Consider the following 25,233-nt stretch of genomic DNA (forward strand, 5'->3'; position numbering starts at 1 on the left):
CTAGCAATGATTCTGATTACCGATGACATCCGTGCCCGGCTTCTCGCCAATGGCGCCGCCGAAACCGAGACCGATCATTTCCCCGTCGTGAAACTGTTCGATCCCGCAGGCGCCGCGACCTGGCTCCTCACCGAACTGGATGCCGACGGCGACACCCTTTTCGGCCTTTGCGATCTCGGCTTCGGATGCCCGGAGCTTGGCAGCGTCAGCCTCGCCGAGCTTGAAAGCGTCGTCAAGGGCGCGTTCGGCCTCGGCATCGAGCGCGACCTCTGGTTCGAGGCGAGCTTTCCGCTGTCGGTTTATGCCGAGGCCGCGCACATTGCCGGCCACATCACACAGGCCGAACGTCTTCTGCGTCGAGCCGCCATCAGGCTTTCCAGTCCCCATTCCGAGCTTCCGCCCGACGCGGCGGGACAAGAGTGCCCGTAGGCGCAAACCGTCTCCGTCGCGCCGCCTCCGGCGTCAGCGGCGGGACCATTCCAACCCAGTCTAGGGAGAGAAACGATGCAGCTTGCCCACATTCCCATCGAGCGCCTGAACGTCTCGGTAGTCAACATGCGCCATGCCAAGCGCGCGCCGGACATCTCCGACATCCTGCCGTCCGTCCGCGCACGCGGCGTGCTGGTGCCGCTTCTGGTGCGCCCCAATGGCAAGCCGGAGCACTTCGAGATCGTGGCCGGCAGGCGGCGCTATTTCGCGGCCAGAACCGTCGCCGACGAGCGCGGCGAGGCCGAGCCGCTGCCCTGTGCGATCATGGAGGATGGCGACGATGCCGATGCGCTCGAAGCCTCGCTGATCGAGAACCTCGCCCGTCTCGAGCCGGACGAGGTTTCGCAATGGGAGACCTTTGCGCGGCTGATCAGGGAAGGCCGCACCGTCCCCGAGATCGCCGCCACCTTCGGCATCACCGAGCTTCTCGTCAAACGCATTCTGGCGCTCGGCGACCTGCTCCCGAAGATACGCGAGGCCTATCGGCGCGAGGAGGTAGACGCCGAGACCGTGCGCCATCTCACCATGGCCTCCAGGGCGCAGCAGAAGGAATGGCTGGCGCTTTTTGCCGATCCCGAGCAGCACGCCCCGCACGGCTTCCAGCTGAAGCAATGGCTGTTCGGCGGACAATCGATTTCCACGAAGGTGGCGCTGTTTGCCATCGAGGATTATCCCGGCCTGATCGTCTCCGACCTGTTCGGCGAGGAGAGCTATTTCGCGAACGCCGATCTGTTCTGGCAGAAGCAGAACGAGGCGATTGCAGCCAGACGCGATGCCTATCTCGAGGCCGGATGGCCCGAGGTGGTCGTGCTCGAGCCGGGGCAGTACTTCCATTCCTGGGAGCACGAAAAGACGCCGAAGAAGAAGGGCGGCAAGGTCTTCGTCACCGTCTCGTATCGCGGCGAGGTCGAGTGCCACGAGGGCTGGCTGTCGCACAGGGAAGCCCGCCGCGTCCGATCGAAGGGCGAGGCCGGCGAGGGCGCCGAAATGCCGGTCAGACCGTCGCGGCCCGAACTCACAGGACCGATGCAGAACTATGTCGACCTGCATCGCCATGCCGCCGTGCGCACGGTCATGCTCGACCGTCCGGGCATCGTACTGCGCCTGATGGTGGCGCACGCCATCACCGGTTCCGGCCTGTGGCAGGTGCGCCTCGAGCCGCAGCGGGCGGCCAACGACACCATTGCCGCGAGCATCGCCGGAAGCAAGGCGGAAGCCGTTTTCGCCGAAAAGCGGCACGAGGTGCTGGCCCTGCTCGGCTCACCCGACGAGGACGGCAGAGTCACCGGCGGCAACGGCGACGACTTTGCCGCCGCAAGCGTGTTCGCTCGATTGCTGACATTGTCGGACGACGATGTCATGCGCGTTCTGGCCGTCGTGATGGCCGAGACGCTTGAGGCCGGCAGCGCGGTGGTCGAGGCGCTCGGCAACCATCTGAACGTCGACATGAGCGACTGGTGGCAGCCGGACGACGCCTTCTTCGACCTCCTGCGCGACAAGAAAATCGTCAACGCCATGCTGGCCGACATCGCCGGCAAACATGTCGCGGACGGCAATGTCAGCGAGAAGGTGAAGACGCAGAAGAAGATCGTCCATGACTTCCTGTTCGGCGAGAACGGCAGACGAAAGGTCGAGGCCTGGATGCCGCGCTGGATGAAATTCCCGGTCGAAGGCTATACCGATCGCGGCGGCTTCCGCACCGCCGACCAGTGGTCAAGGGTCCGCCATCTGTTCATCTCCGAATGAGCACTGGACGGCAAGCGGCGGCATTCGAACTGCCGCCGCTTGCCCGCCTTCCGGTCCCGGCGGCTGCCTGGCACGGCCTTCGCCACAGCACGGCATTCGTCCGGATTCAGCCGCACAATCTCCCACGCCGGGCGCTCGGAACACCCGCGCGGCTCTGCCGATTTGGCGATGGCTCCTTCGGCGCAATGCCATCCGGCACGGCATCTGAACGTGAGCAAACCCGTCGAACCTGCGTCACCTGCCTGCTGCACCGACCGCTCGTCTTGCCTGTCTCCCTTGCTCGACTTAAGGACCATTCCCCTGCCGCTGGCCTCTTGACCTATGGGCGGGTCCGGCCCGCCCGAAACCCTCACCGCCAGCTTTTTTCCCCGCCGCCTGCGGCGGCTTCCTCGCGCCGCTTCGCTGCAAAAGAGCCGTCCGCTCGTGTCCTGCGCTCACGCTGCGGCCCTGCCGGGTTCAGGCGGGCCGGACACGCCCATCACGGTCAGCCATCGCAGGGGAATGGTCCCCGGCGACAAGCAAGGGAGACAGGAACATGACTGCAATCGGATACGTCACCAGGCATGAAAGCGGTGGCTACAAGGGCCAGCTCAGGACGCTCAGCGTCCGCGCCGACATCGACATCGTCCCCAACAAGGCCAAGAGCGCCGACAATCATCCCGACTTCCGGGTGCTGACGCAGGGCGTCGAGGTGGGCGCGGGGTGGATCCGCACCGGCGAGACCTCCGGCAGGGACTATGTGAGCCTCGCAATCGCCGCACCGGAGTTCGGGCCCCGCAAGCTCTACGCCAATCTCGGCCGCGCCGCCGGTCAGGACGACGACGACACTTTCGCCGTCATCTGGAACCCGGTCGACTGACCGGCGATCCGAGCCCTCGCGCCGCTGTCGGCGCGGGGGCTTTTTCCAGGTCTTCCCGTCCGAATCTCGTCCGCCCCAGGGGCGGCGAAAACTCCCGTCCGACTCTTTGCCCGTCCCCTGATCGCCCTCGCGTCCCCATCCTCGCCGCCGCTTCTCCAGAACCGATGCGAGGACGATCATGGACGACGAAAACCAGCGCGCCGCCCGCGCCAAGAAGGGCAGCCCGTTTCTCAACACCGCACAGGCCGCCTTCTATATCGGCCTGTCCCAGCGCACGCTGGAAAAGATGCGAGTGATCGGCGGCGGCCCGAAATACCGCAAGCACGGCCGCTATGTCCGCTACCACATCGACGAGCTCGACGACTGGTCGAAAGGTCGCTCGCAGGACACCGATTCCGATGACGATCAGGCCGGTTCCGGCCACACCGACAGTGGAGGCCGGCCATGAGCGGGCGGCCTTCCATCCGTCTGATCGGCAGCCGCCTGAGGCGCGCCCGGGCCCGCAGGGCCATTGCCATCGCATCGGTCGGCCTCGGCCTGATCGGCTTTACCGCCTTCACCGAACCGTCGCCCTGGCTGGTCTGGAATCGTTCGGCGAGCGCGCCCATCGGCCTTTACTTTGTTGGTTTCGATGCGCCCGCGCACGGCGACCTCGTGCTCGTCCGCGTGCCGGAATCCGTCGCTGAGCTCGCCGGCAGGCGCGGCTATCTGCCCCGCAGCGTGCCGTTGGTGAAGCGCATCGCGGCACAGCCGGGCGAGCATGTCTGCGCCTTCAATGAGGTCATCATCATCGGCGGCGATATCGTCGCACGCCGTCTCGAGACGGACCGCCAGGGTCGTCCACTGCCCTGGTGGGACGCGTGCCGCAGGCTCTCGCAAAACGAGGTCTTCCTGCTCAACGGCGACGCACTCGGCTCCTTCGACAGCCGTTATTTCGGGCCGGTCCCGATCGAAAACGTCATCGGGAGGCTCGTGCCGCTATGGACCGGCTGACCCTCCTGATGCTGGGCGCGATTGCGGTCGCGCCATGCGCCTGCTCCGCCTCCACCGTCGCCGAGCCGGCTGCGGTTTCGGTCGATCAGAGGCTGGCGCGCTGGCAGGACCACGTCTCGGAAGCCTCGCGCCGGTTCGGGATTCCCGAGAGCTGGATTTATGCCGTCATGGAGGCCGAAAGCAACGGCCAGACCATGCTCGACGGCCGGCCGATCACATCCGGCGCCGGCGCCATGGGCCTCATGCAGGTGATGCCCGAGACCTGGCGGGACATGCGCCGCGAGCACGATCTCGGCGCCGATCCCCATGATCCGCGCGACAATATTCTGGCCGGGACGGCCTATCTTCGCGCCATGTATGACCGTTTCGGCTTCCCCGGGCTGTTTGCCGCCTACCACGCCGGACCGGGTCGATACCAGGAGCATCTGCAGCACGGCAGATCGCTTCCAAAGGAAACGGTTTCCTATCTGAAAGGCCTCAAGGAAGCAGGTCTTTCGGCCGCCGACATGGACGGATTCAGGGGCAAATCCCGTTCCTCGAAGGCGCCGGATATACCGTCCGGGCGGTCGCTGTTTTTCCTGCGAAACGGCGTTCCCGAGGTTCGGTCGGATGGCGGAATTCTCATGCCGCTCCGATCGGAGCGGACGGGTGCGAAGCGGCCGGATCGCAGGTGAGCGCAGAAGGTGCGGTGGGCCGGGCGGGGGGCGCGGAAGGCAAGATAAAGGTACAGCCTCCTGCAGGCGGTCAGGTCCTTGTCTGCACATCGTTTTTCCAGGAGGCCCCTCGCAACGCCTGGAGGGTTGGGCGTGCAAGTCACTGATTTGGCTGGAACGGCCCGGAGGTCGGCATGAAGGATGACGAGTTCAGGCCCAAGCTCGGCAGGATACGGTCACGCAGTTCGAAGGCAGGCAAGCGCTATGCCGGTCAGGTCCGCGCCGCGATCAACCGGGCCGGCGGCAGGTCTGCGCGTGGCGCACGCTTTGCGGGCAGCCGGACGGGACGCGGCGGGGCGGCTGCAGCACTGCTCAGATCGCGTGATCGTCATGCCGCCTTCCGCCAGCGGCGGGTCGTCGTCAAGGCGCGCATCGTCAGGCTGGCCGGCAAGGGTATGGACGGCGCCCGCGCGCATCTGCGCTACATCCAGCGCGACGGCGTCACCCGCGAGGGCGAGCCGGGCGAGCTCTACGGGCCCGATCGGGATAGCTTGGACGGCAGGGACTTCCTCGATCGCGCGGACGGCGACCGGCATCAGTTCCGCTTCATCATCGCGCCGGAAGACGGCATCCAGTATGACGATCTCAGGCCGCTCACGCGGCGCCTGATGGCGCAGATGGAAGAAGACCTCGGCACGAAGCTCGACTGGGTCGCCGTCGATCATTTCAACACCGGTCATCCCCACACCCACATCATGGTCCGCGGCAAGGACGACCGCGGCGAAAATCTCGTCATCGCGCGGGAGTATGTTTCGAGCGGCATTCGGGAGCGGGCGACCGAACTGATAAGCCTCGATCTCGGTCCACGCACGGATCGCGAGATCGAGCAGCATCTGCGCCGGGAGATGGGACAGGAACGCTTCACCAGCATCGATCGGCAGCTCATGCGCATGCGTGATGATGATGGCCTTGTCTCGCCGTCCGGCCGCGACGCATTCCGTCAAACGCTCCATCAAGGTCGCCTGCGTAAGCTGGAACGCATGGGTCTGGCCGAGGAGACCGGCTCGGGTCGCTGGCATCTGAACGATGATCTGGAAATCACCCTGCGCCGCATGGGGGAGCGCGGCGACATCATCAAGACCATGCACCGCGAGCTGACCGGAAAGGGACTCGCCCGCAGCGCCGCCGACTGTGTGATCCACGATCGATCCGACGAGCCAGCCCAGTCCGTCGTCGGCCGCGTTGTCGCGCGTGGGCTCGCGGACGAACTTGATGACCGGCATTACCTCATCGTCGACGGCGTGGACGGCAAGAGCCACTACATCGACATCGGCAAGGGCGATGCGACGGAACCGACACCTGACGGCTGCATCGTGCGCGTTACGCCGAGGAGCACCGAGCCCCGGCAGGTCGACCGCACCGTGGCCGAAATCGCCGGTACCAATGACGGGCGCTACAACATCGATATCCATCTGAAGCATGACGCGTCCGCCACCGAGCGCTTCGCCGAAACACACGTGCGGCGGCTGGAGGCGATCCGGCGCGCGACCGGAGGCGTGGAGCGCGAGCCGGACGGTACGTGGATCATTGCGCCGGATCATCTCGAGCGCGTTGCGGATTACGAGCGTGAGAGGGCCAGGGCCGTGCGTGTCATCGTCGACAGGCTCTCCTCACTGTCGCTCGATCAACAGGTCGGTTTTGACGGCGCCACCTGGATCGACCGTGAGCTGGTTTCCGGTAGCCCCGAGCCCTTGCATGATGCCGGTTTCGGGCGCGAGGTGCGTCAGGCCCAGGCCCGTCGGCGGCAGTGGCTCGTCGCTCAGGGATTCGCTCACAGGGAGCAGGACCGGCTTGTCTATCGCAACAACATGCTGCGCGCCCTGTACAGTCGTGAGCTGAATCGTGTCGCCAGTCAGCTCTCTCAAGAGCTCGGCCTTGCCTATGCCGAGGCTCACCCCGGCGAGATGGTCGAGGGCACCCTCCGCCGTTCGGTCGAACTCGCCAGTAGCAAATTCGCGGTCGTCGAAAAGTCGCGGGAGTTCACGCTGGTGCCATGGCGGTCGGTTCTCGACCGCCACATCGGCCAGGAGGTCTCCGGCATGGTGCGGCGCGAAGGCATCTCCTGGACGATCGGACGGCAGAGAGGCGGGCCCAGCGTTTCGTGAACGGCAGTCAGGCGAATTGCCTTGATGGCATGCATCGACCCGAAAACGCTCTTCGTCGCACATGGTGCGAACGGCGCTTCGCGCGTCCAAGTCGATCGTTCCGATCGCTCATGGTGGTCCCGAAAGCGGACGCTTTGCATTGGATTTTCAACGTCAGCAATGCGAGATATGGCAGTCTCCTGATGTTCTCGTCAGACATCGCCCAGCGAAGCCCGTGGTCGATCCCGTCCAGTATCGGCGTAAGCGATCTCGTCGATGCCATTGCCGCTTGGGAAACTGTAAACGACCATGATCGGCGCCTACATCAGCATCATGATGTCGATCACGGCTTTCGGTCTGATCGTGCCGATCATCGCCACGACGTTCGCCACTAAGTACTGTTCAGGGTGTTCATTGTGTCCGGCATCCGCTTCAACGAGTTCGCTATGTGTTCGCGCCAGCGGGGGCCGACGTCCATTGCGGTTTCATAGGCTCGGCGCAGATCGTCCGGCCGGTCCTCGGCCATCGCCTCGATCAGAAACGCCGCCTGCTCCCGGTCCTTCGACGCTTTCAGGCTGCCTGCACCATCGCGCCGTCGATCAGCGATAATCAGCTTGTGGATCGCGTACCTTTCGGGGCGGGGCACCTGCACCAGAACGCCGGATCTGTAGATGGCCGCTGCGTGGATTGGTTCGGCGATAAGGAAATTCAGGTAGTTAAGTGCCTGCGCGTTAACGCCGAGTGCGGGTAGGTCGCGGATAGTCTCCTCACCGAATGCGGGGGTGAGGAACTCGACCAACTGGCCACTGCCGCCCTGCGCCCAGCGCCATATGCGCCCCCGGTCGAGTTCCGGGAGAGGATCGAACTTCAGCGCCGAGAACGTCTCGGCTAGGCCCGGGTCGACTTGATCCTCCAGAGCGACGCTGAGCTTCTCGAATTGGGCGATGTCGATGTCGCCAGTATTTGCCATTCCGCCCAAGGGCAAGCGGATGCCAAGCTCACCTTCATATAGGCGAAACGCATTCGTCCCGACGATGGTGCCGCCCAGCCGAAACGTCCCTGCGTCCGCCATGGCGGATAGGATGGAACCGGTCGCCCGGTCCGTCGGTGTCATGCCCTCCGCCCGCAGCAGACGGACCAGCCGTGACCGCTCAGCCTGCCGTTCCTTCGCTGTCGTGCGCAGTGCCTCGATACGGTCGATGCGCTCGCGCGTTTCGTCACTGTCTTCGCCGATGTAGAAGAAGCGCATCTCTGATCCGACGCGGCGTGCGGCATACCAATAGGCCTTGTCGCCGCGTTGTTTTAGGGTCGGTTTGCCCTCGACGCCGGACACTGCATCGTCCCTCAAGAGCCGTACCAGATCGGTATACGCGCTCATCGCAATGCTGCTGAGTGGAGTCATGCCTATCACTTTCAGTTTTTGCTTGGCACAAATATGCCTATCAAAAGTCCAAATTGCTAGGCATTTCTGGAAAAAAAGGAATTTGGCAGCATAGAAGCGGCGAATTGACTTTTATCCCTGAGCCACCTTTCAACAACCGCTTTAGGCTCATCGAAACCGGCTTTCGCCACAGGTAGCTTGGCCGGCTGCTTCGCGCCCATAACAGCCGTTCACACTCGGTCTCAATGAGCTCGAAACCAGCCGTTCGTGTTGCCGGATTGAAAACCGGTGATGAGTGCCATTCAAAGCAGACCGTATCGACCGGCGTTGGGATTGCCCGTGAACACCGTCAGGGCCACTTGCTCCTCAATGCGCTCGGGCGGATGCTGGTTCTCAATGATGATGACCTGACTGTCCTGACAGTGGTGTTCGATGAGATAGTCGTAGAAGCGTTCTTTAAGGTCTGTTCCTCGTAGAGCGAGTTCTTCGTCACCTTCAGGCTTGAAATATGCGAGCAAGGGAGAATCAAGGACCACGAAGCCCGGATGCGAAAGACCGTTCAACTGACAGTATTCGAGCAAGGCTATGTTCACTGCGGCATGAGTGATCGCGCGAAGACCTTTACCGCGACTCGATCTGGGCTTTCCGTCGATAACGAAATCGGATGAATCCTTATCGTAATACACATGACATTCTCCAGGGAAATGCCATGCCTTCAATATTTCGGAGACCTTTGAAGAGAACGCGTGTGCGACGGACTCTGGGATACCGGTCGTCACTTCCGCACTTGCGGATTCAGGAGCGTCTTCTTCTTCGAGTAAGCCGGTCTTTCTGGCTACGAGCTTGTCGTATCTCGCAAATAGATCAGCGGCCTTTTGCGCACCGGAACGCTCCTCTACGAGCGCGGAAAAGGAGGCCCGAACCTCGGTTACGTCAGGCCCGACGGATTCTTTGATTTCTTTATTAAGCGCTTCGTATTCAGCTTCGATGACCTTCAAGGACTCCGTGAGTTCTGCTGACTCCGTCGTCAAATCCGAAACGGTCGAGTCCAGCTCCGCCTGAAGGCGCTGAATCTTTCCGATTTCGGCAGTTGCTGCCGCGACCACTGCTTCAACATCGCCGTCACATGTCTCGTCGAGGTGTTGCGCCTCTGGTTCCGCACCGCAGAGCGGACAGGCCACCTGCTCGACGTGGGCAAACATCGAGCCGCTCTCCTGTATGGCGGTGAGCCTTTTGATATCGACATCATAGTGCTCGGCCAGCAACCCGAAACGTGCAAGAAGATCACTAATTTCGTCGAGCCTGTCCGACGTTTCTTGCTTCTGCTCGAACAGCTCTCGGCGATTGCTTACAAGCCCATCGAGAGCTTTCTGGGAAGCAGAAAGCTCTTCGCGCCGGGTTTCAATCGACCCTTCCAGCCTTTCGAGCTGGGCTTCCAACTCTTCCCGGTCTTCGCCAAGGTCTTCGATCTCAGTTTGTAGGTCTGAGAGAAGCTCGTCGATCAGTGCGATTTGGCGGGTATTATCAGGTGACTGATCGGCATCAGGAACAACTGAAGAGTCGTCGATACCGGTCAAAAGCAGTTTGACTGTGGCGATCTCGGAGGTCTTGGTCGTGTACTGGCCGCTCCAAAACGGTGATCCTGTCTGCTGGATTTCACCTTCCTGGACAATGACGAGCCGTGCCAGATTTCTGAAACTCAGGCTTTGGGTCGTACCCTTTAGCTTGCTTTTAAGGATTCGCTTTCCGAGGAGCCCGATTTTGTCGAGGAGATAGCCCGACAGATTGTCCGTTTTATCGTGCGCGTGATTCTGTTTGAGCGTTAGAGGCTCGGCATCATCACCTTCGCCCAGATCAATCAGTTGAAAATTGCCGCCGGACATCGAGCGGCGCAACTTGAACTCTTCATCTTCGATCGCCGCCAAACAGAGGCTGATTTGATCATACTTTGCCCGCTCTGGAATTTCCTTCAGTGCGGAGCCGCCCAGCATAAAGTCGATGGAGTCCGCCAAGAACGATTTTCCGGTATCAGAAGCGCCGCAGATCACATTCACGCCGGATCGGAAATCGAGCTCCACCGAGGCCTTGGGGCCTCGGAAAAGGATCCTTCGAAGCTGGAGATAGCTGTCACTCATGGGCCCTCTCCTAGCTGCTGGACGGACTGGAACTGGCTAGACCAGCGCGCGAAGAACTGATGTGTAAATCTGCGCACTTCATCCGTCGGCATGTCAGCGAAACGTTCTACCGCCCAAACTGCACGCACTTTCAGGTTCACCGAATACTCGTCGCTCAATGAGGCGATGAACGGAGCCGCGGATTCACCGGCGATGTAGGTGAATCCCTCCTGCGCAGGCAGTCTTCGAACGAGACCGCGGCTCATCATCAAAATCAGGCCCTTTTCAATCAGACCTCTGCGAACAAGCAATTCCCCAGCACGCAGAGGTAGCGGGGCATGCAGACTGTCCGGACCTCCAGCGTCACCGGAATGGACGACGAGATAGTCCATCTCAACTAAGCGCTGGAGGTCAAAGGCTACAGGAAAAGCCGCATGCAGGATCGCCAGCGACCTTACACCGGTCTCCAGCGGGCTATTGAATGGTGTGGGTTTGTGATCGCTATCCATCATCCGGCACCCACGTCAGTCGATCTTCGTTAGCTAACTGATGACAAATCCCTTGGCAGTCTTGTTTCTTGGTCACGGACGAGAGCGGGTTTGCCGTGAGCGAGAGCGCAGCTGCCTGCGTCAGCGTTGCCCGCATCCGCTCGAACCCGTCCGGATGATGTCCCTCGCAGATATCGATAACCCCGTGGCAAACTTCATCTTGTAGCGCCGCGAACGTTCCCTCTGGGACTGTGTCACGTGCAAAATTCCGCAGCGACTCAGCATGGTAGAAGCGCTCTCGCTGCCGAAGGAAGTCCCGCTTTATCGGAGCGTGAGCGTCAAGCGAAACCGGGTCGCTCATGGGGGGCCCCAACTGGTCACCGTAGGCGTCGAGGAGCTGCCTGATATAACGGCTCTCGGTCTCCGCCGGGGTCTCCGGCGGCTTATCGGGATCAGGGCGCGGCGGCAAGCCACCACCGAAACGGACGGCATGGTAGACAGTGGTGCTGTGGCCGTTGATCAGGTCGACATGCGACTTTGAGGTAAAGATGCTGAAGTCAAAGGCGTTGAAGTAAGTTTCGAGAGCGCCGGTAAGAGAAATCTTCTCGGTCGACGTAATCCCTTTTTCGCAGTGCTTTCCCCAATTTTCCCGCGCCTTGGCCTTCAGAGCATCAGGCTTGTTGAGAAGCTGTTCGAGGGAGGTGCCGATACCCTGCGATGCCACGAAGTAGTGCAATCTCGGTGGGAGGTACTCCCCTTTGAAAGAGTAGTAGATGATCTTCCCTATCTCGACCCATATATCGCTAGGGCGTAGAGGGTGATCATAGCGTTTGCACTGGTAGTTATCCCAAACGTCTTGAAAACCATCCTCGGACGTGAACCCGGCAATATCGACTCCTAGATCGCCCGATCCGCCGAAGCGTCGGACCTTGAGATATGCCCCTGACAAACTCGTAGACCATTCCTCGATAAAGTCTTCCCAATCGTCCGGACTGAAGGTGCGAATGCGCATTACCTTGGGGATTGGCACGCCGCTGCTCACATGCTCCGGTGATGCCGAGCACGTTGCGGGCTTAGGCTTAATCTCTTTGAGATCCTCTTCTTTGATCAAGCGACTTACTCTTTGAAAATTAGAAGAACCAATATCATTCGGCAGCTCTTCAGTCTGCATTCCAGCTTCTTGGCACGTAAACTATCCGGATAACGCAGGCCTTTGTCGCGGACAAGAGTACCTTCGCCGCCCAGTTTCAGCGGGCACAAGCAGCGTCTCTACCCTTCCAGCGGTGTCGACCATTAGGGTATCCTGCAGCGCGCGTTCGGCTCCATTCTTGTGTACCGAGGTCTCAGGGGCTCGCACCCGAAGCTAATGGCAGGATTGGCAGACCGCCCCCAGCATGCTGGCCCTTTATCAAACGGCAGGTTTAGGGCCGGGGACGGCAACGTGACCAGCACGGGCAAGTGTCGGCTTCTGCCGATTGGTGTCGGCAAGCCGACAGTCCGCTAAGGCCCGGAACAGCCAAACACGTCTTCGCGGGTGGTATTGTGGAAGGTCAGCTTCTCGCGCATTTTGATGAACATGTCCCGGCCGGACCTTCACGATGAGATTGCGGTGGTTTCCACCATATGCAGAGACCTCGGACTGGGCGAGGTCACGCCTACTATTCTGAAGACGGCACACCACACTACGCTCCTGATTTCTCCTCTCACGATAGTTGCGAGGGTCCAATCCTCCGAGCCGATCGACGCGGCTCGGCAACGGGCGATCAGGGAAGTTGCCGTCGCACGTCATCTTGCCGCCCGCAGCGCGCCCGTCGTCGCGCCGCTGGTGGATCAGGCGGGACCACACATCGTCGCGTCTTCTGTCGTGACGCTATGGCCTTATGTGAAGCACGAGCGGACGGCCGATGAGGCTGATGCGGCACTCGCCGCCACGACGCTCGCTTCCGTCCATGAAGCTCTGCTGGATTTTCGTGGCAAACTGCCGCCGTACACGCAGGCGATGGATCGCTGTTGGGCTGTGCTTGCCGACAATGGAGCGTCTGCCGCACTCAGCAGGCACGATAGAGATCTCCTGAAGACGCAATATCGCCGCCTTCGTCACGAAGTCGAGGAAACGACCCGCGATTGGGTTCCCCTCCACGGAGACGCTCATCTCGGCAATCTCCTGCTTGGCGAACGTGGCCCTCTATGGACGGATTTTGAGGACGCATGCCGCGGGCCTCGCGAATATGACATCGCTGGCTTGCCGCTCGCCGCGTGGTCGCATTTTAGCGATGCCGACCAAGCACTCGTTAGGCGCTATGCTGACCTGAAGAGTGTGTGCGTGGCCGTTTGGTGTTGGGCGAATGTTTCCCGCAGCACAGAGATTCTCGAAGCAGCTGAATACCATCTGCATCGGGTCCGGGAATTTACTTTCTGAGCGACCATGCCGAGAGCCGCGAACGACCCTTGTTGCTAACTGCACCGTGAAAGCGGATGGGCAATTTTCAGCCCAATGCGGAATAAATGTCGTGGCAAAGACATGCTGGCGCAGATGATTGAAAAGGGCGGTGGGAGCTAATGGAAGGCGTTCCTTTCTTCAAAGATGACCATGGCTCTGATATGGGTCCTAGGGGGCAGGCTGTATATTGGGGGGAGGCAACAGAATGCATGCTATTTTTCGATTGCTAAGAATTCTGTTGTTATATGCGGTATTCTTCCTTCTTAGCCTGATTGCGATTGCATTTTGGGCGACAGCTTGGCCGGTCGGCGCACAAATTCTCTTTGTGTTCGCATCGCCGCTAGCAATTGTGTGGTGGATTGAGCGACGTCGCTCCGCGAAGCGCGAAATCAGTCTATCTCGCAGGATAGAACCCGAGATACATACCCCAGTTTCGCCGCGGGAGCTTGCATCAGAGGCTCCAGCAGTACCAAGGCAGTCAAGCAGAGTGGAGCCACTGCCTACAGCCCCTCCACGTTACGTTCCGCCGCAGCAGGACAATACGGCACTCATCCGGAAAGCGCGGGAAGTCGGACCAGAGCTGGCTGCAATCGCCGCTCGGAGAGAAGGAGAGAAAGCGCCACGCAGCCGTAGAATGCGCAGTCAAGGCTGGATCCCTGCCGGCGAGACCGTGTCGGTCGCGGGCCGGGAACTGGGTGGGATGATTTATGTAGGCACACCACCCTTATTGAACACCTACGGCTACAGGGACAAGTGCCGCGCCTACATCGATCCGTCGCTCACGGTGGCGCGGTTGGGTAGCGACCGAGACGGTCATGGAATGCCTTACTGGCCTGGCTACTCCGATATTTCTCCGCAGTGCCGAGCCACCTATCTAGACTGGCTCGCGGGCGGGCGCGCCGATGGCTCCTACAATCCCGGGTACATGTTCCTGTATTTCTATGGGCTCGAACGACACTTCTTCGTTGATGATCCGCCGGCTGAGGAAAAACGACAGCTCGTTGACGAGGTTCAGCGGCTTGCTCAGACATTCGCCGACAACCGATCCGTCCAACGCTATCTCGGTGAATTCATCGAGGTCGCTAAAGTGGCTACGACCGAGATCGACAAGATCGAGCCGATTTTCGAGAGTTCCAGCTGGGAACTGCCCCTCTCCTTGCAGCTAGCGATCGGAACGCGCCTCGACAAGGGGGAACAACTTAACGCTGACTGGACGTTGAGCTGGCTCCTTTGCCATCCCGAACGGAACCTCAGGACGCCAGCAACACGATGCCGGGACGAATTCATCGCGCTCTTCAAGATGCGTTTTGACGAACGTTTTCCCGACGGCTTGAAAGTGAACAAGCCGCGAAAAACGCTGAAGGCGTCCTATCGGGCGGCATCCAGCGAGTTCGAGGGAACCATCAACCCTTCGATGGATGGCAAGCCGATCCCGGATATCTCGGGGTTGCGAAGGCCCGTCGAGATTGCGCAGGAGATCGCGGACGGGGTGATGGACGATCTGGACAAGTTCAGCCGGTTTCTTGGTCGCAACCCGGACGGACGCGGAAGCTTGGAGGCGCACGCCCTTCTTCCATCTGAGCTCTGGGCCCTATTTCCTTCAGAGGGGCTGGAAAACCTCAAATCCTGGGCTGCCGAGATAGTGGCCGCCGGCGGCCTCGTGCCACTCGCAAGTGCGATCGAACGACTGGAAGGCGAGCGGCCGCAGAAGATTGGAAAGAGGCAGCTTGCCGGAGCGGCTGATGCGCTCGCTCGGATCGGTTTCGGTCTTGCTCCCGACCCGCGATTTGCGTTGCGGTCACCCAAGCACGACGAGCCGGTTGTCGTGTTTGAGCTCGGCGAGAGAGTCGAGAAGCTCGAGGATGTTTCACCGCAATACCGCACGGCCCTCATGGAACTGGCACTGGGCTCCTTCGTCGCCCACGCAGACGGTCACATCGCAGACACCGAGCGCCGGTCCCTGGAGGAACAGGTCGTCGCAACCGAAGGGTTGAACGAGCAGGAAAAACGACGGCTTCGCGCCAATCTCAGCTGGTTCCTCGCCGTCCCGCCGGACATGAGCCTCCTGCGCCGCAAACTCAAGGACGTGGGAGAGGCCAACCAAGCCGCCATGCGTGCCGCATTGGTGGCTGCCGCCCATTCCGACGGGATGATCCAGTCCGAGGAGGTCGCGAGCATCGAGAAAGTCTACAAGGCGCTCGGCCTCGATCCGGCCCTTGCCTACTCCGATCTTCACGCCGGTGACATTCCAGATGCACCTCGCACTGTACGTGCGGCACAGCCAGGTGCGCCGGGGGAGGCGATTCCGGATGATCGACAGCCCACGGGACCCACGCTCGACGCGTCGCGGATCGCGTCGATCAGGTCTGACACGGAGCGCGTTTCCTCCGTGCTGGGGCAGATCTTCGATGCCGGCGAATACGACGTAGACGCTGCAACGGGAAATGAGGCCGTGTTGCTCGCCGGGCTCGATCGGAAACACGCGGCCTTGGTGCAGGATCTGGTGGAACGGGAGCATTGGACGGAAGACGCCTTCGAGCAGCTTTGCTCAAAGTATTCGCTCCTCGCCTCCGGAGCACTGGAAGCGGTCAACGAATGGGCTTTCGAGACCTATGACGAGGCGCTGCTTGATGAATACCACGGATATGACGTCATCCCGGAGATCGCCCAAGCGGTAAAACAGGAACTCACCAAGGAGGGCGGATATGTCCAGACTGAAACCGCGTGAACGCGATGCCATCGTTCAGGCGCTGCGTGCGGGTGTCGTCCCCAAACTCGGCCTGCGCCACATCCAGGTCGGCCGCGTGCGCGAGATCGAGGAACTGGTCAAGGACATGGACCGGATCGCCGACGGTGGAGCGGCCATCCGCTTCATCATCGGTGAATACGGATCGGGCAAAACCTTCTTCATGAACCTCATCCGGCTCGTGGCCTTGGAGAAGGGGCTTGTCGTGATGTTCGCGGACCTTGCGCCAGACCGGCGGCTCCACGCGACTGGCGGCCAGGCCCGCGGCCTTTACGCGGAGATGGCCCGCAACCTGTCGACCCGCACCAAACCCGACGGCGGAGCGCTCGCGAGCGTTGTGGAGCGTTTCGTCTCGCAGGCGCATCGCGACGCGGAGGAGCGGGACTTGCCGACCGGCACCGTCATCCGTGAACGGCTCGGACATTTCGAAGAGCTAACGGGCGGCTTCGAATTTGCGGAGGTGATCCGGCGCTACTGGGAGGGTCACGAGACCGGCGACGACGAGCTGAAATCCGCCGCCCTTCGCTGGCTTCGCGGGGAGTTCGCGACCCGGACGGATGCGCGCAAAGCGCTCGGCGTCCGCACTATCATCGATGACGCCAGCGTCTACGACCACCTCAAGCTGATGTCGGCGTTCGTGCGGGAGGCTGGATACAAAGGTCTGCTCGTCGGTCTCGACGAAATGGTGAACCTTTACAAACTCACGTCGGCCCAGGCGCGGAACGCCAACTACGAGCAGGTGCTGCGGGTTCTGAATGACGTTCTTCAGGGGAGCGCCGAGCATCTGGGCTTCCTGATGGGCGGCACCCCGGAATTCCTGATGAATACCCGCCGTGGCCTCTACAGCTATGAAGCCCTGCAGTCCCGCCTTGCGGAAAATACCTTCGCACGTGACGGGCTGGTGGATCTGTCGGGGCCTGTGATCCGCCTGGCCAGCCTAACGCCCGAGGACCTTTTCGTTCTGCTCTCGAATGTCCGTAGAGTGATGCACGGTGAAGACAGCGCCCTGCCGGACGAGGCGCTCGAAGCGTTCATGGCGCATTGTTCCGACCGGATCGGCGAGGCGTACTTCCGAACACCGAGGAATACAGTCACCGCCTTCGTGAACCTTCTTTCGATCCTCGAACAGAATCCGGGTGTGGAATGGAGCGACCTCATCGAGAAGATCGAGGTCACGGAGGATCGTGGCGAAGACCTCGCGGATGTGGATGAGGCCACCGGCGCGCAGCGCTCCCCGGGCGAAGATGACCTTGTCAGCTTCAAACTCTGAAGCCGTGCGGTGAGTGGGACCTTCGAAAAGCTGGCGCGTCCGGTTCAGAAATGGATCCGGTTGCAGGGATGGCGCGAATTGCGCGACATCCAGGCCCGTGCGATCAGGTCCATCTGTGACAGCGACAGAGATTTGATCGTCGCTGCGTCCACCGCAGGAGGAAAGACAGAGGCCGCATTCCTTCCCCTTATCTCGCAAGTGCTGGACGCACCCGCGGACAATGAGGGGTTCGACCTGCTATATATAGGCCCGCTCAAGGCCCTGATCACGGACCAGGCGGGTCGTCTCGAGGATATCTGCCGCGAGGCGGAACTTCCCGTCGTCCCGTGGCACGGCGATGTAGCGCAGTCGGTCAAGTCCCGAGCGCTGAAGAAACCCGGCGGCATCCTGCTGATCACGCCGGAATCCCTCGAGGCGCTGTTCATTCGGCGGGGACTTGAAATTCCACGCCTGTTCGGTGCGACGCGTGCCGTGGTGATCGATGAGCTCCACAACGTGCTCGACAGCGAACGAGGCGTGCAGATGCGCTCGCTGCTAACCCGTCTTGAACTCGCGGTCAAACGCCCCATCCGCAGGATCGGGCTCTCGGCAACCCTCGGGGATATGGAGCTTGCCCGCGCCTATCTCCGGCCGGACGATGCGCTGAATGTCGACCTTATCAAGGCGGAGGGCGGTGAAGCGGAACTCCGGCTCCAACTTCGCGGCTACCTCTCCGGCGAGGAGGATGAAAACGCACCCTCGGCCACCAATGCTATTGCTTCACACCTGTTCCAGCACCTGCGCGGCAGCGACAATCTGGTCTTCGCCGGCGCGCGACAGTCCGTCGAAATCTACGCGGATCGGCTTCGCGACCTTTGCGAGCGGGAGCATCTGCCGCAGGAGTTCTACCCGCATCACGCGAGCCTGTCCCGAGATCATCGGGATTTCGTCGAGCGCCGCCTCAAGGATGCCGCCAAACCCACGACGGCGATCTGCACCTCAACCCTCGAATTGGGTATCGACATCGGAGACGTGGCCTGCGTCGCGCAGATTGGTGCGCCGTTCAGTGTTGCGGCGCTCAGACAGCGCCTTGGACGGTCTGGACGCCGAGAAGGTCAACCCGCGATCTTGAGACAGTACGCAGTTGAGGCAAGGCTGACCGCCGAAAGCAATTTCGTTGACCGCCTCAGGATCGGCCTTGTCCGGGCCATCGCGATGATCGACCTTCTGCTCGATGGTTGGTGTGAGCCGCCGAAGCCACAGGCACTCCACCTCTCGACGCTGGTGCACCAGATCCTCTCGGTCATCGCCGAACGGGGCGGTGCCTCTGCAAGCCACCTTTATCACGTCTTGTGTCGCGAGGGTCCGTTCCGGATGGTCTCAACTCCTATCTTCACGGACGTGCTACGTGCACTGGGCGATGCCGAGACCGATCTGATTGAACAGACTGAGGGTGGCCTTCTCCTTTTGGGACCCACGGGTGAAAGACTGGTCGAACATTACAGCTTCTACGCAGTGTTCAAGACGCCTGAGGAGTACCGTCTGGTCGCCAACGGCCGTGACCTGGGAACCCTGCCGGTCGACAACGTTCTCTCTCCAGGAATGATGCTCATCTTCTCGGGTCGCCGCTGGCTTGTTCAGGAGATTCATGACCGCGAGAAAGTCATCATGGTCACCCCTGCGAAGGCGGGCACACCGCCCATATTCGGTGGCGATCCCGGCGACATCCATGACAGGGTTATCGAGCGAATGTTCGACTTCCTCGAAGGCGAAGTGGAGCCCGCCTACATGGATCCCGTCTCGATACAGATGCTGGAGGAGGCCCGGCTGAACTACGCGCGAATGGGCTTTCGGGAAAGTCGCATCGTATCCCCTGGGGCAAGTTCGGCTATCCTCGCGACACGGGTCGGGACCGTAAAGACTGCGACGCTCGCGCTGGCACTTCGGGGGTTTGGTTATACTGTCGAGCGGCATGACGGCTTTCTCGAGGTTGATGCTGGAGAGGAGACCCCACCCGTAGCCGAAACGCTGGCGCGCATGGCTGTCGGGGAGGAAGCGGATCTTTTCACGGATGGAACGAACCTTCTCTTCGAGAAGTTCCACCCCTATCTGTCCCCAAAGCTGTTGGCACAAGACGCGCTGTCGTCACGGCTCGATCCGCCAGCTTTGCCCGGGCTCTGTAAGCAGATGACGACCGCATCATGAAATCTCAGTGCGTCAATCTGCTGAATCACAGATTGATGATCAGCGCCGGGCGGAACTGATCACGGCTGATTCGGGAATGGTAACGGAACGACCGCTTGCCGCTCAAATCGACCGGTGACCGGACAGTCCGCTCACGGCCCCGAATGCGTCATTTGGCGATCAGCTTGGCGACGACCGCTTCAGTCAGCGGAATCGTCGATCAAGAGGCTCGCGGTTGACGGCACGATCGAGCCCGAACCGGTCATTACCTAGGCACGGCGTCAGTGGCGCTGGAGGGTGGCCAGCAGACGCTGCCACCATTCCCCCGTTTCATGCTATCTGATACATCCACGACCGTCCCACTGACAAAGTTGAGAAAGCACGGTGACCGTAAAGCCACGATGGCGACAGACAGTAGCTAAGGGCCGATCTGGAACTCTCCCCGGGCCGCTTGTGAAGCGAATACAGGGAATCTCTCGTAGGACCACCGGATCAATTGGCCGCTTGGTACGGTGGACGAAACGCGAATTTCTTGAGTATACGATTCTTCTGTCGTTGCTTGTTCTCGTCGCCGGCGTTTCGTTGGTCGTTACACTGTACTTGGCGATACCGGGATTGCAGGATGGGTTTTTCAACGGCGTATTTGTCGAGTTCAACGGAATGCTCTTCGATGTCGTTGTGTTCGGCATCCTGATTGCTTTGTTCGTTCGTGCGATGGAGCGGCGCCGCGAAGTCCAGCGTCAGCAGGAAATCATCGACGACTACAAGAAATGGAACAGCGATGAAGGCAGGTTCCGCATCGCCGGTGCAATTCGGCGCTTAAATCGGTTCGGGAAAACCGACATCGATTTCGGAGGAATTGAAGTATCTGATTTCTCCTTTCGGCGGCATGACATTAGGAGCATCAGAGGCTCAACGTTTTATGACGGCACCTGGGGAGAGATGGGCAGCCGGGACGATGTGAAGCTTGAAAGGGTCGATTTTCATTCCGTCGATTGCCGTGAGGTGGTCTTTTCCAAGTTTCACCCCTTTGCCGGGTTCACCTTGGATATTGTGTTTGCTTCTATAAAGGATTGCAATTTCGCGGAAGCCGATTTGGCGAATGCGGTGTTTAAAGGCGCCCATTTGAAGTGGACAGAGGAACATCCGGACGAGCTGGGCATCTGGCATGAATTCCCCGACGAACCGCCAGCTTTTCAGCAAACCCATTACCCGCCATTTTGGCGCGCTGACTTGCAAGGAGCATCTTTCGTTGATGCGACATTCAAAAACGCGGATTTCCGTGGAGCGGATGGCGTCCTTGAGTGTGATTTTACTGGGGCGAAAGGGCTCGAATCTGCCATATTTGATGACGATGAAGTAAAGAAGTCGGTCCTGAGAATGTCACAATCGACGAAACAAGGATCGCGCAAGGCTAAGGAGCGACACCAGTAACACGAACGTCCGCACCGGGTCGAACGCGTCAGTTCCAATTGCCAATCCGATCGTCTCGAAAGTCCGCAACCGCGACCTCCGGAAACCAGTCGAGCGATCTCGAATGCGAGCATGCGAAGGCGTAATGTCGCCGCATCCGTGCGGCACCTTGGTCCCACTCAGTGGCCGGCTGACCTAGGCCGTCGGGCGCGGCGCCCTTGCAGCCTTTCGATTTCCGCCTGCGTTCGCGAGACATCGAAGACGATCACTTCCGTCCTCTCCCTCAGTCCTTCGGGCAAGTCCGCTATGAGCATTCCCTCCAACTCGGCCGCCGCCGTCGGCCGCGCCGTTCCGTCCGACCTCGGCGGCATCGGCTGCACGTCGGCGCCGAACCAGATCACAAGGTAGATGCCGAGGCCGTCCGCATCGGGCGCCGAGGCGTAGCCCTGCAATTGGGTCGCCGCGGCCGTCCAGACCTCCGGGTGATAGTGGCGTTTCACCTCGACGGGCAGATTCCCGCCAGCTCCGCTCAGAATGAGCATATCCGCGCGCGTCTCGCCGGCACGCTGAGCTTCGGGTGCCGCAGCCGCGATGCGGTATTTCGACATTCGGTCGCGCAGCCTGCTGAGCAGATAGTCACGGCATTCGTTTTCGTGCAACGGCTTCATCGCGATGTTGCCATCGCGGTTCCAGCACATCTTCCAATCACCGGTGTCGACAGTGCGCAGTTCGTCCCGCAGACGCACCAGCTCCTCCCTCGCAATCGCCCGCAGATCGGACGCATTTACGGGGGCGCCTCCGGCCAGCGCATCGGCGATCTGCGCGGCGGTCGGATGCCGGAATTCCTCATCGCGCCTCAGACGCATCTGCTCGGCCAACGCATGCAGTATCGACTGGCGCCACTGTTCCAAAGAAGGCTCCAAGCTGAGACGGAGAAGCGCATCGCCCGCTGGCGCTTCCTTCTGCATTGAAAGCGATGTGATGGCGCCCGTCGTGGCGTCAGCCAGATGATGAACATCGTTGACCCGACCACTCCGTCCATGCCGGCCTTCTGGGGTGGAGTGCGCCCCCGCCATCAGAGCAATAACCTCCAATCTCTCGAATGCGTGATCCAGTCCCTGGACTACTGAGCCCAACTCCCTGTCGAGCCCGAGAAAAGCCAGGTCACTCGGGCTTGCCCTCCTGGATAAAGTCAGGAGGCGATCGCGCGTGGCGCCCGGAGCGACTGAAAAGGCGACGAAGGTCCAGAGTAGCTCTTGTCGCAGCGTCAGGCCTGCAGTCGTCAGAGCTGCCTGGGCCAGTTCCCCGATCGCGATCGGCTCGAACAGATCGAACGCTTCCGTGAGTGCGTGCTTTAGGGCCGCCTCATGCATGTTAGGCCGAGCCTCGAGCACTGCCCAAAACGCTCTCCTGACGACCTCATTGACGCGATGCGGCCGGGTGAGCGGCCACAGGCCGTCCAGGCCGTCGCCGCCGGCCTCCAGGCCCTCGATCCAGAATGTCGTCAGCGCGGCGATACCTTCATCCGAGTTAGAACCCAAACGAGCTGCAGCCCAATCGTAGACCGCGTCGCGCCGTTCTTCGGCTTCTGCGTAAACTCCCGACTTGAGGGCGATGAGCGCGGTTTCCACCGGAATGGACTCGTTGGCCGGGACGCAGCTCTCCCGCAGCATCAGGTCTAAGCCGGCTACAACGGCATGTTCTATGCGCCACCCCTCGTTCTGGCCCGCGGCTCTTCCCAACGCGGCAGTCGTCAGAAAATCTGGTGGCTGAGTCACCAGCCGCTGCCAACCCGAGCGGACGGCTACGGCGACCGGTTCGTTGAGTTCCGCGACGAGCCAATCGAATGGCGCCAGCCCGTCGTCTTTGGACTTCCGCAAATAGTTTTCCGCGACGATGAAGAGGTTGTGATGGTGCCGCCCTTCGCGAAGCGCTTCGAGTTGAGAGGAAAGTATCGCGATGTCCTTTGTCCGGCGCCGTGCGTTTTCCCGACTGCGTTTGATTTGCCAGCTGCGGTGCCTCAGTTGAGACCCACTCAATTTCGACGCCACCAGCTGCGCAAGTAGGCGCTTTCGCCCCCGCCCCTTCGTCAGATAATCGTACACCGACCAGTAGGCGCTAGGGTCGGCATTGGCTTCCTTCACTAGGAAGACCGCGACTTTCTCCACCCATCGACGCTCCTCGCCCGAAGCGGCCTCTGCTGCCTGGGTGAGTATGTATTGGGCCAAAGGCCTCGACACCGGCCGCTTGGCGAATCGAAAATAATCGTGGGCGGGTTGCCACGGGCGGTTTTTCGGATCGATCGGCTGATATTCTTTGAGGATCAGATCAAGGATTTCACATTCGTGCCGCGGGTCCGCGTCGAACCATTGTGAAAGCGCTTTCCTCGTCTCCTCGCGGTGGCGATCCGCAAGGGATTCGTCGTCGTTTAGGTTTCGCGTCCAACGCCAGACAGTTCTGCTGTCCGGGGACAGTGTGGCGATATAGTGTGCGGCCAGCCGGTCCAGAAACGAGTCAACCTCGAACGCTCTGTGGCGGCTGCCTTGAGGCGGGCGCCAGGAAGAGACGAACTCGTCCAGCAGTTCCGGCAGAGGCTCGCACTCCAGCCGCCTGCCCAGGGAGAAGAGGTGGCCGATCGTATTGTCGTCCGGTGCTGCATCGAAATCGCCGACGATCGACCGCAAGCGGGTCGCGCCGAGCAGTACAGATGGTACTTCGGCGGCAATATGGAGCCGGAGAACCTCCCTGCTGCTCGACAGTGCTTCTCTGTCGAGCGCATCGAGGAGTTCCAGCCTTGCCACCGTCGCATCCTCTGCCCCATTCAGCCAAGCGTCGGCCGCCCTCCAGCGATGCCAGCTCTCCCTGCCGCTGTCCAGGGCGATTTCCCGAAGCAGCGGGCGCAGCGAATGGACAGGGTGGCCGATCGTCAGCGCATCGAATACAGTGATAAACTTCTGCGAATTGACCGGGCCTGTGAGGATGGCGCGGAAATCGTCGGCGAGATCTTCTCCAGCCAAGCCGCCAAAGGCGGTGATTCCGCTCTCCGAAGAGCGGAAGTAAGGATCGTCACTGCCGATGTTTTCGAGGATGGCGCGGCGTTCCGATGTCCGGAAGATCGCCGCGTCGCCGTAGGCAAGGACCGTCACGGCATCCGCTTCAATCAACCTCCTGGCGCCCGCGGCGTCTCCGGCCTCCGCCAGGTGCGCGGCAAGCCAAGCATAAAGCCCTCGGAGCTCGGTAGGTGGGCGGCCATCGGAGCTCGTGATCATTGCAACGGCACGGGAGAGCGGCAAAGTCGCTCGGTTCTTGCTGCCGATCACGGCATCGGCAAGCGCCTTCGCTGCGAGGAATTCGGCTACGACGCGATGCATCGGCTCGAACGCGTCGCCCTCGCCCCGGAAGAGGGGAGTGTCGAGCATGTCCCCAAAAACGCGAGCAGAAAGTCCGAGGTCCTCCAGGGTGGGCAGAGCACGGTGTTCTCCGAGTTCCGGCGGGACCGCGTTGGATCGCCAGATTGCTTGCGCGCCAGTCGTCAGAAGCATGAGGCAGGATCGGGCCGCAGCCTCGATAATTGCGTGCGCGCCCGGCCATCCGCGGTCGTGTGTATGGAGACTGTTGTGCTCGTGCGCGAGCTGCCTAGTGCCCTCGGCCATCACTGCGAAACGTGTGGATGGCCACGTCCCGTTGCGTTGCACCGCCTTGTTCAGCATCCTCAGCCCTAGGGGGTTTTGCGCGAACGCGGCCACGCCCATCCGCGATGCCTGTTCCAGGAACGCGCCTGGATCGGGCTCACCCCAGGCAGCGAGCAGTGGGCTTGCCTCCGTTTCCTCAAGGGGCAGTAGATGGGCGACAACTATGTCATGCCCCGCCGTCGTCGACTGGATCGCCGCAATGTCCGAGGCATTGCGCCAATCCTCCGAACGACACGAAAGGCGCCAGCGGGCTACTTTCGACTCCGCGATCGCCTGAGCGAGTTTGTCGGCCTTGTCGGCGGCGCTGCCGTCGGAACGGTATTCGTCAAGAGCGTCTATGAAGAGCGTGGTTCCAGGCGGCGGCCGGCTGCCATTGACGAGCTGTCGCACTCTGAGAAGGGTACCACCCTCCTGCTCGGCCTCGATCCTGAAGACCGTCGACTTTCCGATACCGGGCTCGCCCAGCAGGACCACGTACGGTTCCCCACGCAGATCGCTTACTCTTTGGGTCTCGCTCTCGCGCCCTTCATCTGCGCTGGGGATAGCGACCCTACGGTCTATCCCTGCGATCTTCTCCATCGTGTCCATTCCAATGTGGATCTCAGCGCATCCGGAACCGGTTCCGCAGCGCCAAGCCAATGA

Annotated in this window: 17 protein-coding genes; 12 read left to right on the plus strand and 5 right to left on the minus strand. The window is 61.1% G+C overall.

Features of this window, described 5'->3' with window-relative positions; translation table 11 throughout:
• Positions 1-6: 6 nt before the first annotated feature.
• From SIN08_RS15615 to rlxS, 7 genes are all read left to right on the plus strand, one after another.
• On the plus strand, positions 7-429 hold the full coding sequence (locus tag SIN08_RS15615) for a DUF2958 domain-containing protein (RefSeq protein WP_322452527.1): 423 nt from the start codon (positions 7-9) through the stop codon (positions 427-429).
• A gap of 75 nt (positions 430-504) precedes the next feature.
• The gene (locus tag SIN08_RS15620) at positions 505-2,235 is read left to right on the plus strand and encodes a ParB/RepB/Spo0J family partition protein (RefSeq protein ID WP_322452528.1); all 1,731 of its coding nucleotides are present in this window, start codon (positions 505-507) and stop codon (positions 2,233-2,235) included.
• 535 nt (positions 2,236-2,770) lie between these two features.
• Positions 2,771-3,094, plus strand: a complete 324-nt coding sequence (locus SIN08_RS15625; protein ID WP_322452529.1) for a DUF736 domain-containing protein — start codon at positions 2,771-2,773, stop codon at positions 3,092-3,094.
• A 178-nt stretch (positions 3,095-3,272) separates the two neighbouring features.
• Positions 3,273-3,542 (plus strand): helix-turn-helix domain-containing protein, encoded by a 270-nt coding sequence (locus tag SIN08_RS15630; RefSeq protein WP_322452530.1) that lies wholly within the window; start codon positions 3,273-3,275, stop codon positions 3,540-3,542.
• Positions 3,539-4,087 carry a S26 family signal peptidase gene (locus SIN08_RS15635; protein ID WP_322452531.1) on the plus strand — a complete coding sequence of 183 codons (549 nt, stop codon included), beginning with the start codon at positions 3,539-3,541 and terminating at the stop codon, positions 4,085-4,087. The genes SIN08_RS15630 and SIN08_RS15635 overlap by 4 nt, the downstream gene beginning before the upstream one ends.
• Positions 4,075-4,761: a lytic transglycosylase domain-containing protein gene (locus SIN08_RS15640; protein ID WP_322452532.1), complete on the plus strand. Its 687-nt coding sequence runs from the start codon at positions 4,075-4,077 to the stop codon at positions 4,759-4,761. Before SIN08_RS15635 ends, SIN08_RS15640 begins: the two co-directional genes overlap by 13 nt.
• 173 nt (positions 4,762-4,934) lie before the next feature.
• Positions 4,935-6,905, plus strand: coding sequence for a relaxase/mobilization nuclease RlxS (gene rlxS, locus SIN08_RS15645; RefSeq protein ID WP_322452533.1), 1,971 nt, complete (start codon positions 4,935-4,937; stop codon positions 6,903-6,905).
• A gap of 370 nt (positions 6,906-7,275) precedes the next feature.
• On the opposite strand, the gene SIN08_RS15650 is transcribed toward rlxS, so the two are convergent.
• The 4 genes from SIN08_RS15650 to SIN08_RS15665 all read right to left on the minus strand — a co-directional run bounded on the left by SIN08_RS15650 (position 7,276) and on the right by SIN08_RS15665 (position 12,038).
• On the minus strand, positions 7,276-8,262 hold the full coding sequence (locus tag SIN08_RS15650; RefSeq protein ID WP_322452534.1) for a GSU2403 family nucleotidyltransferase fold protein: 987 nt from the start codon (positions 8,260-8,262) through the stop codon (positions 7,276-7,278).
• A gap of 305 nt (positions 8,263-8,567) precedes the next feature.
• Positions 8,568-10,400 (minus strand): hypothetical protein, encoded by a 1,833-nt coding sequence (locus SIN08_RS15655; RefSeq protein ID WP_322452535.1) that lies wholly within the window; start codon positions 10,398-10,400, stop codon positions 8,568-8,570.
• Positions 10,397-10,891 carry an ABC-three component system middle component 2 gene (locus SIN08_RS15660; RefSeq protein WP_322452536.1) on the minus strand — a complete coding sequence of 165 codons (495 nt, stop codon included), beginning with the start codon at positions 10,889-10,891 and terminating at the stop codon, positions 10,397-10,399. The genes SIN08_RS15655 and SIN08_RS15660 overlap by 4 nt, the downstream gene beginning before the upstream one ends.
• Entirely contained in the window at positions 10,881-12,038 is a 1,158-nt protein-coding gene (locus tag SIN08_RS15665; RefSeq protein WP_322452537.1) for an ABC-three component system protein, read from the minus strand. Before SIN08_RS15665 ends, SIN08_RS15660 begins: the two co-directional genes overlap by 11 nt.
• 369 nt (positions 12,039-12,407) lie before the next feature.
• Here SIN08_RS15665 and SIN08_RS15670 point away from each other — a divergent pair, with 369 nt between their 5' ends.
• The 5 genes from SIN08_RS15670 (at position 12,408) to SIN08_RS15690 (ending at position 20,920) form a co-directional block, all read left to right on the plus strand.
• Positions 12,408-13,286, plus strand: coding sequence for an aminoglycoside phosphotransferase family protein (locus tag SIN08_RS15670; RefSeq protein ID WP_322452538.1), 879 nt, complete (start codon positions 12,408-12,410; stop codon positions 13,284-13,286).
• 655 nt (positions 13,287-13,941) lie between these two features.
• Entirely contained in the window at positions 13,942-16,035 is a 2,094-nt protein-coding gene (locus SIN08_RS15675; protein WP_322452539.1) for a TerB N-terminal domain-containing protein, read from the plus strand.
• Positions 16,013-17,323 carry an ATP-binding protein gene (locus tag SIN08_RS15680; protein ID WP_322452540.1) on the plus strand — a complete coding sequence of 437 codons (1,311 nt, stop codon included), beginning with the start codon at positions 16,013-16,015 and terminating at the stop codon, positions 17,321-17,323. The genes SIN08_RS15675 and SIN08_RS15680 overlap by 23 nt, the downstream gene beginning before the upstream one ends.
• A 9-nt stretch (positions 17,324-17,332) precedes the next feature.
• The gene (locus SIN08_RS15685; RefSeq protein WP_322452541.1) at positions 17,333-19,507 is read left to right on the plus strand and encodes a DEAD/DEAH box helicase; all 2,175 of its coding nucleotides are present in this window, start codon (positions 17,333-17,335) and stop codon (positions 19,505-19,507) included.
• A gap of 534 nt (positions 19,508-20,041) precedes the next feature.
• Positions 20,042-20,920 (plus strand): pentapeptide repeat-containing protein, encoded by an 879-nt coding sequence (locus SIN08_RS15690; protein WP_322452542.1) that lies wholly within the window; start codon positions 20,042-20,044, stop codon positions 20,918-20,920.
• 158 nt (positions 20,921-21,078) lie between these two features.
• On the opposite strand, the gene SIN08_RS15695 is transcribed toward SIN08_RS15690, so the two are convergent.
• Positions 21,079-25,170: a hypothetical protein gene (locus SIN08_RS15695; protein WP_322452543.1), complete on the minus strand. Its 4,092-nt coding sequence runs from the start codon at positions 25,168-25,170 to the stop codon at positions 21,079-21,081.
• Positions 25,171-25,233: the final 63 nt, after the last annotated feature.

The organism is Chelativorans sp. M5D2P16, from assembly GCF_034427935.1.
Lineage (GTDB): Bacteria > Pseudomonadota > Alphaproteobacteria > Rhizobiales > Rhizobiaceae > Chelativorans.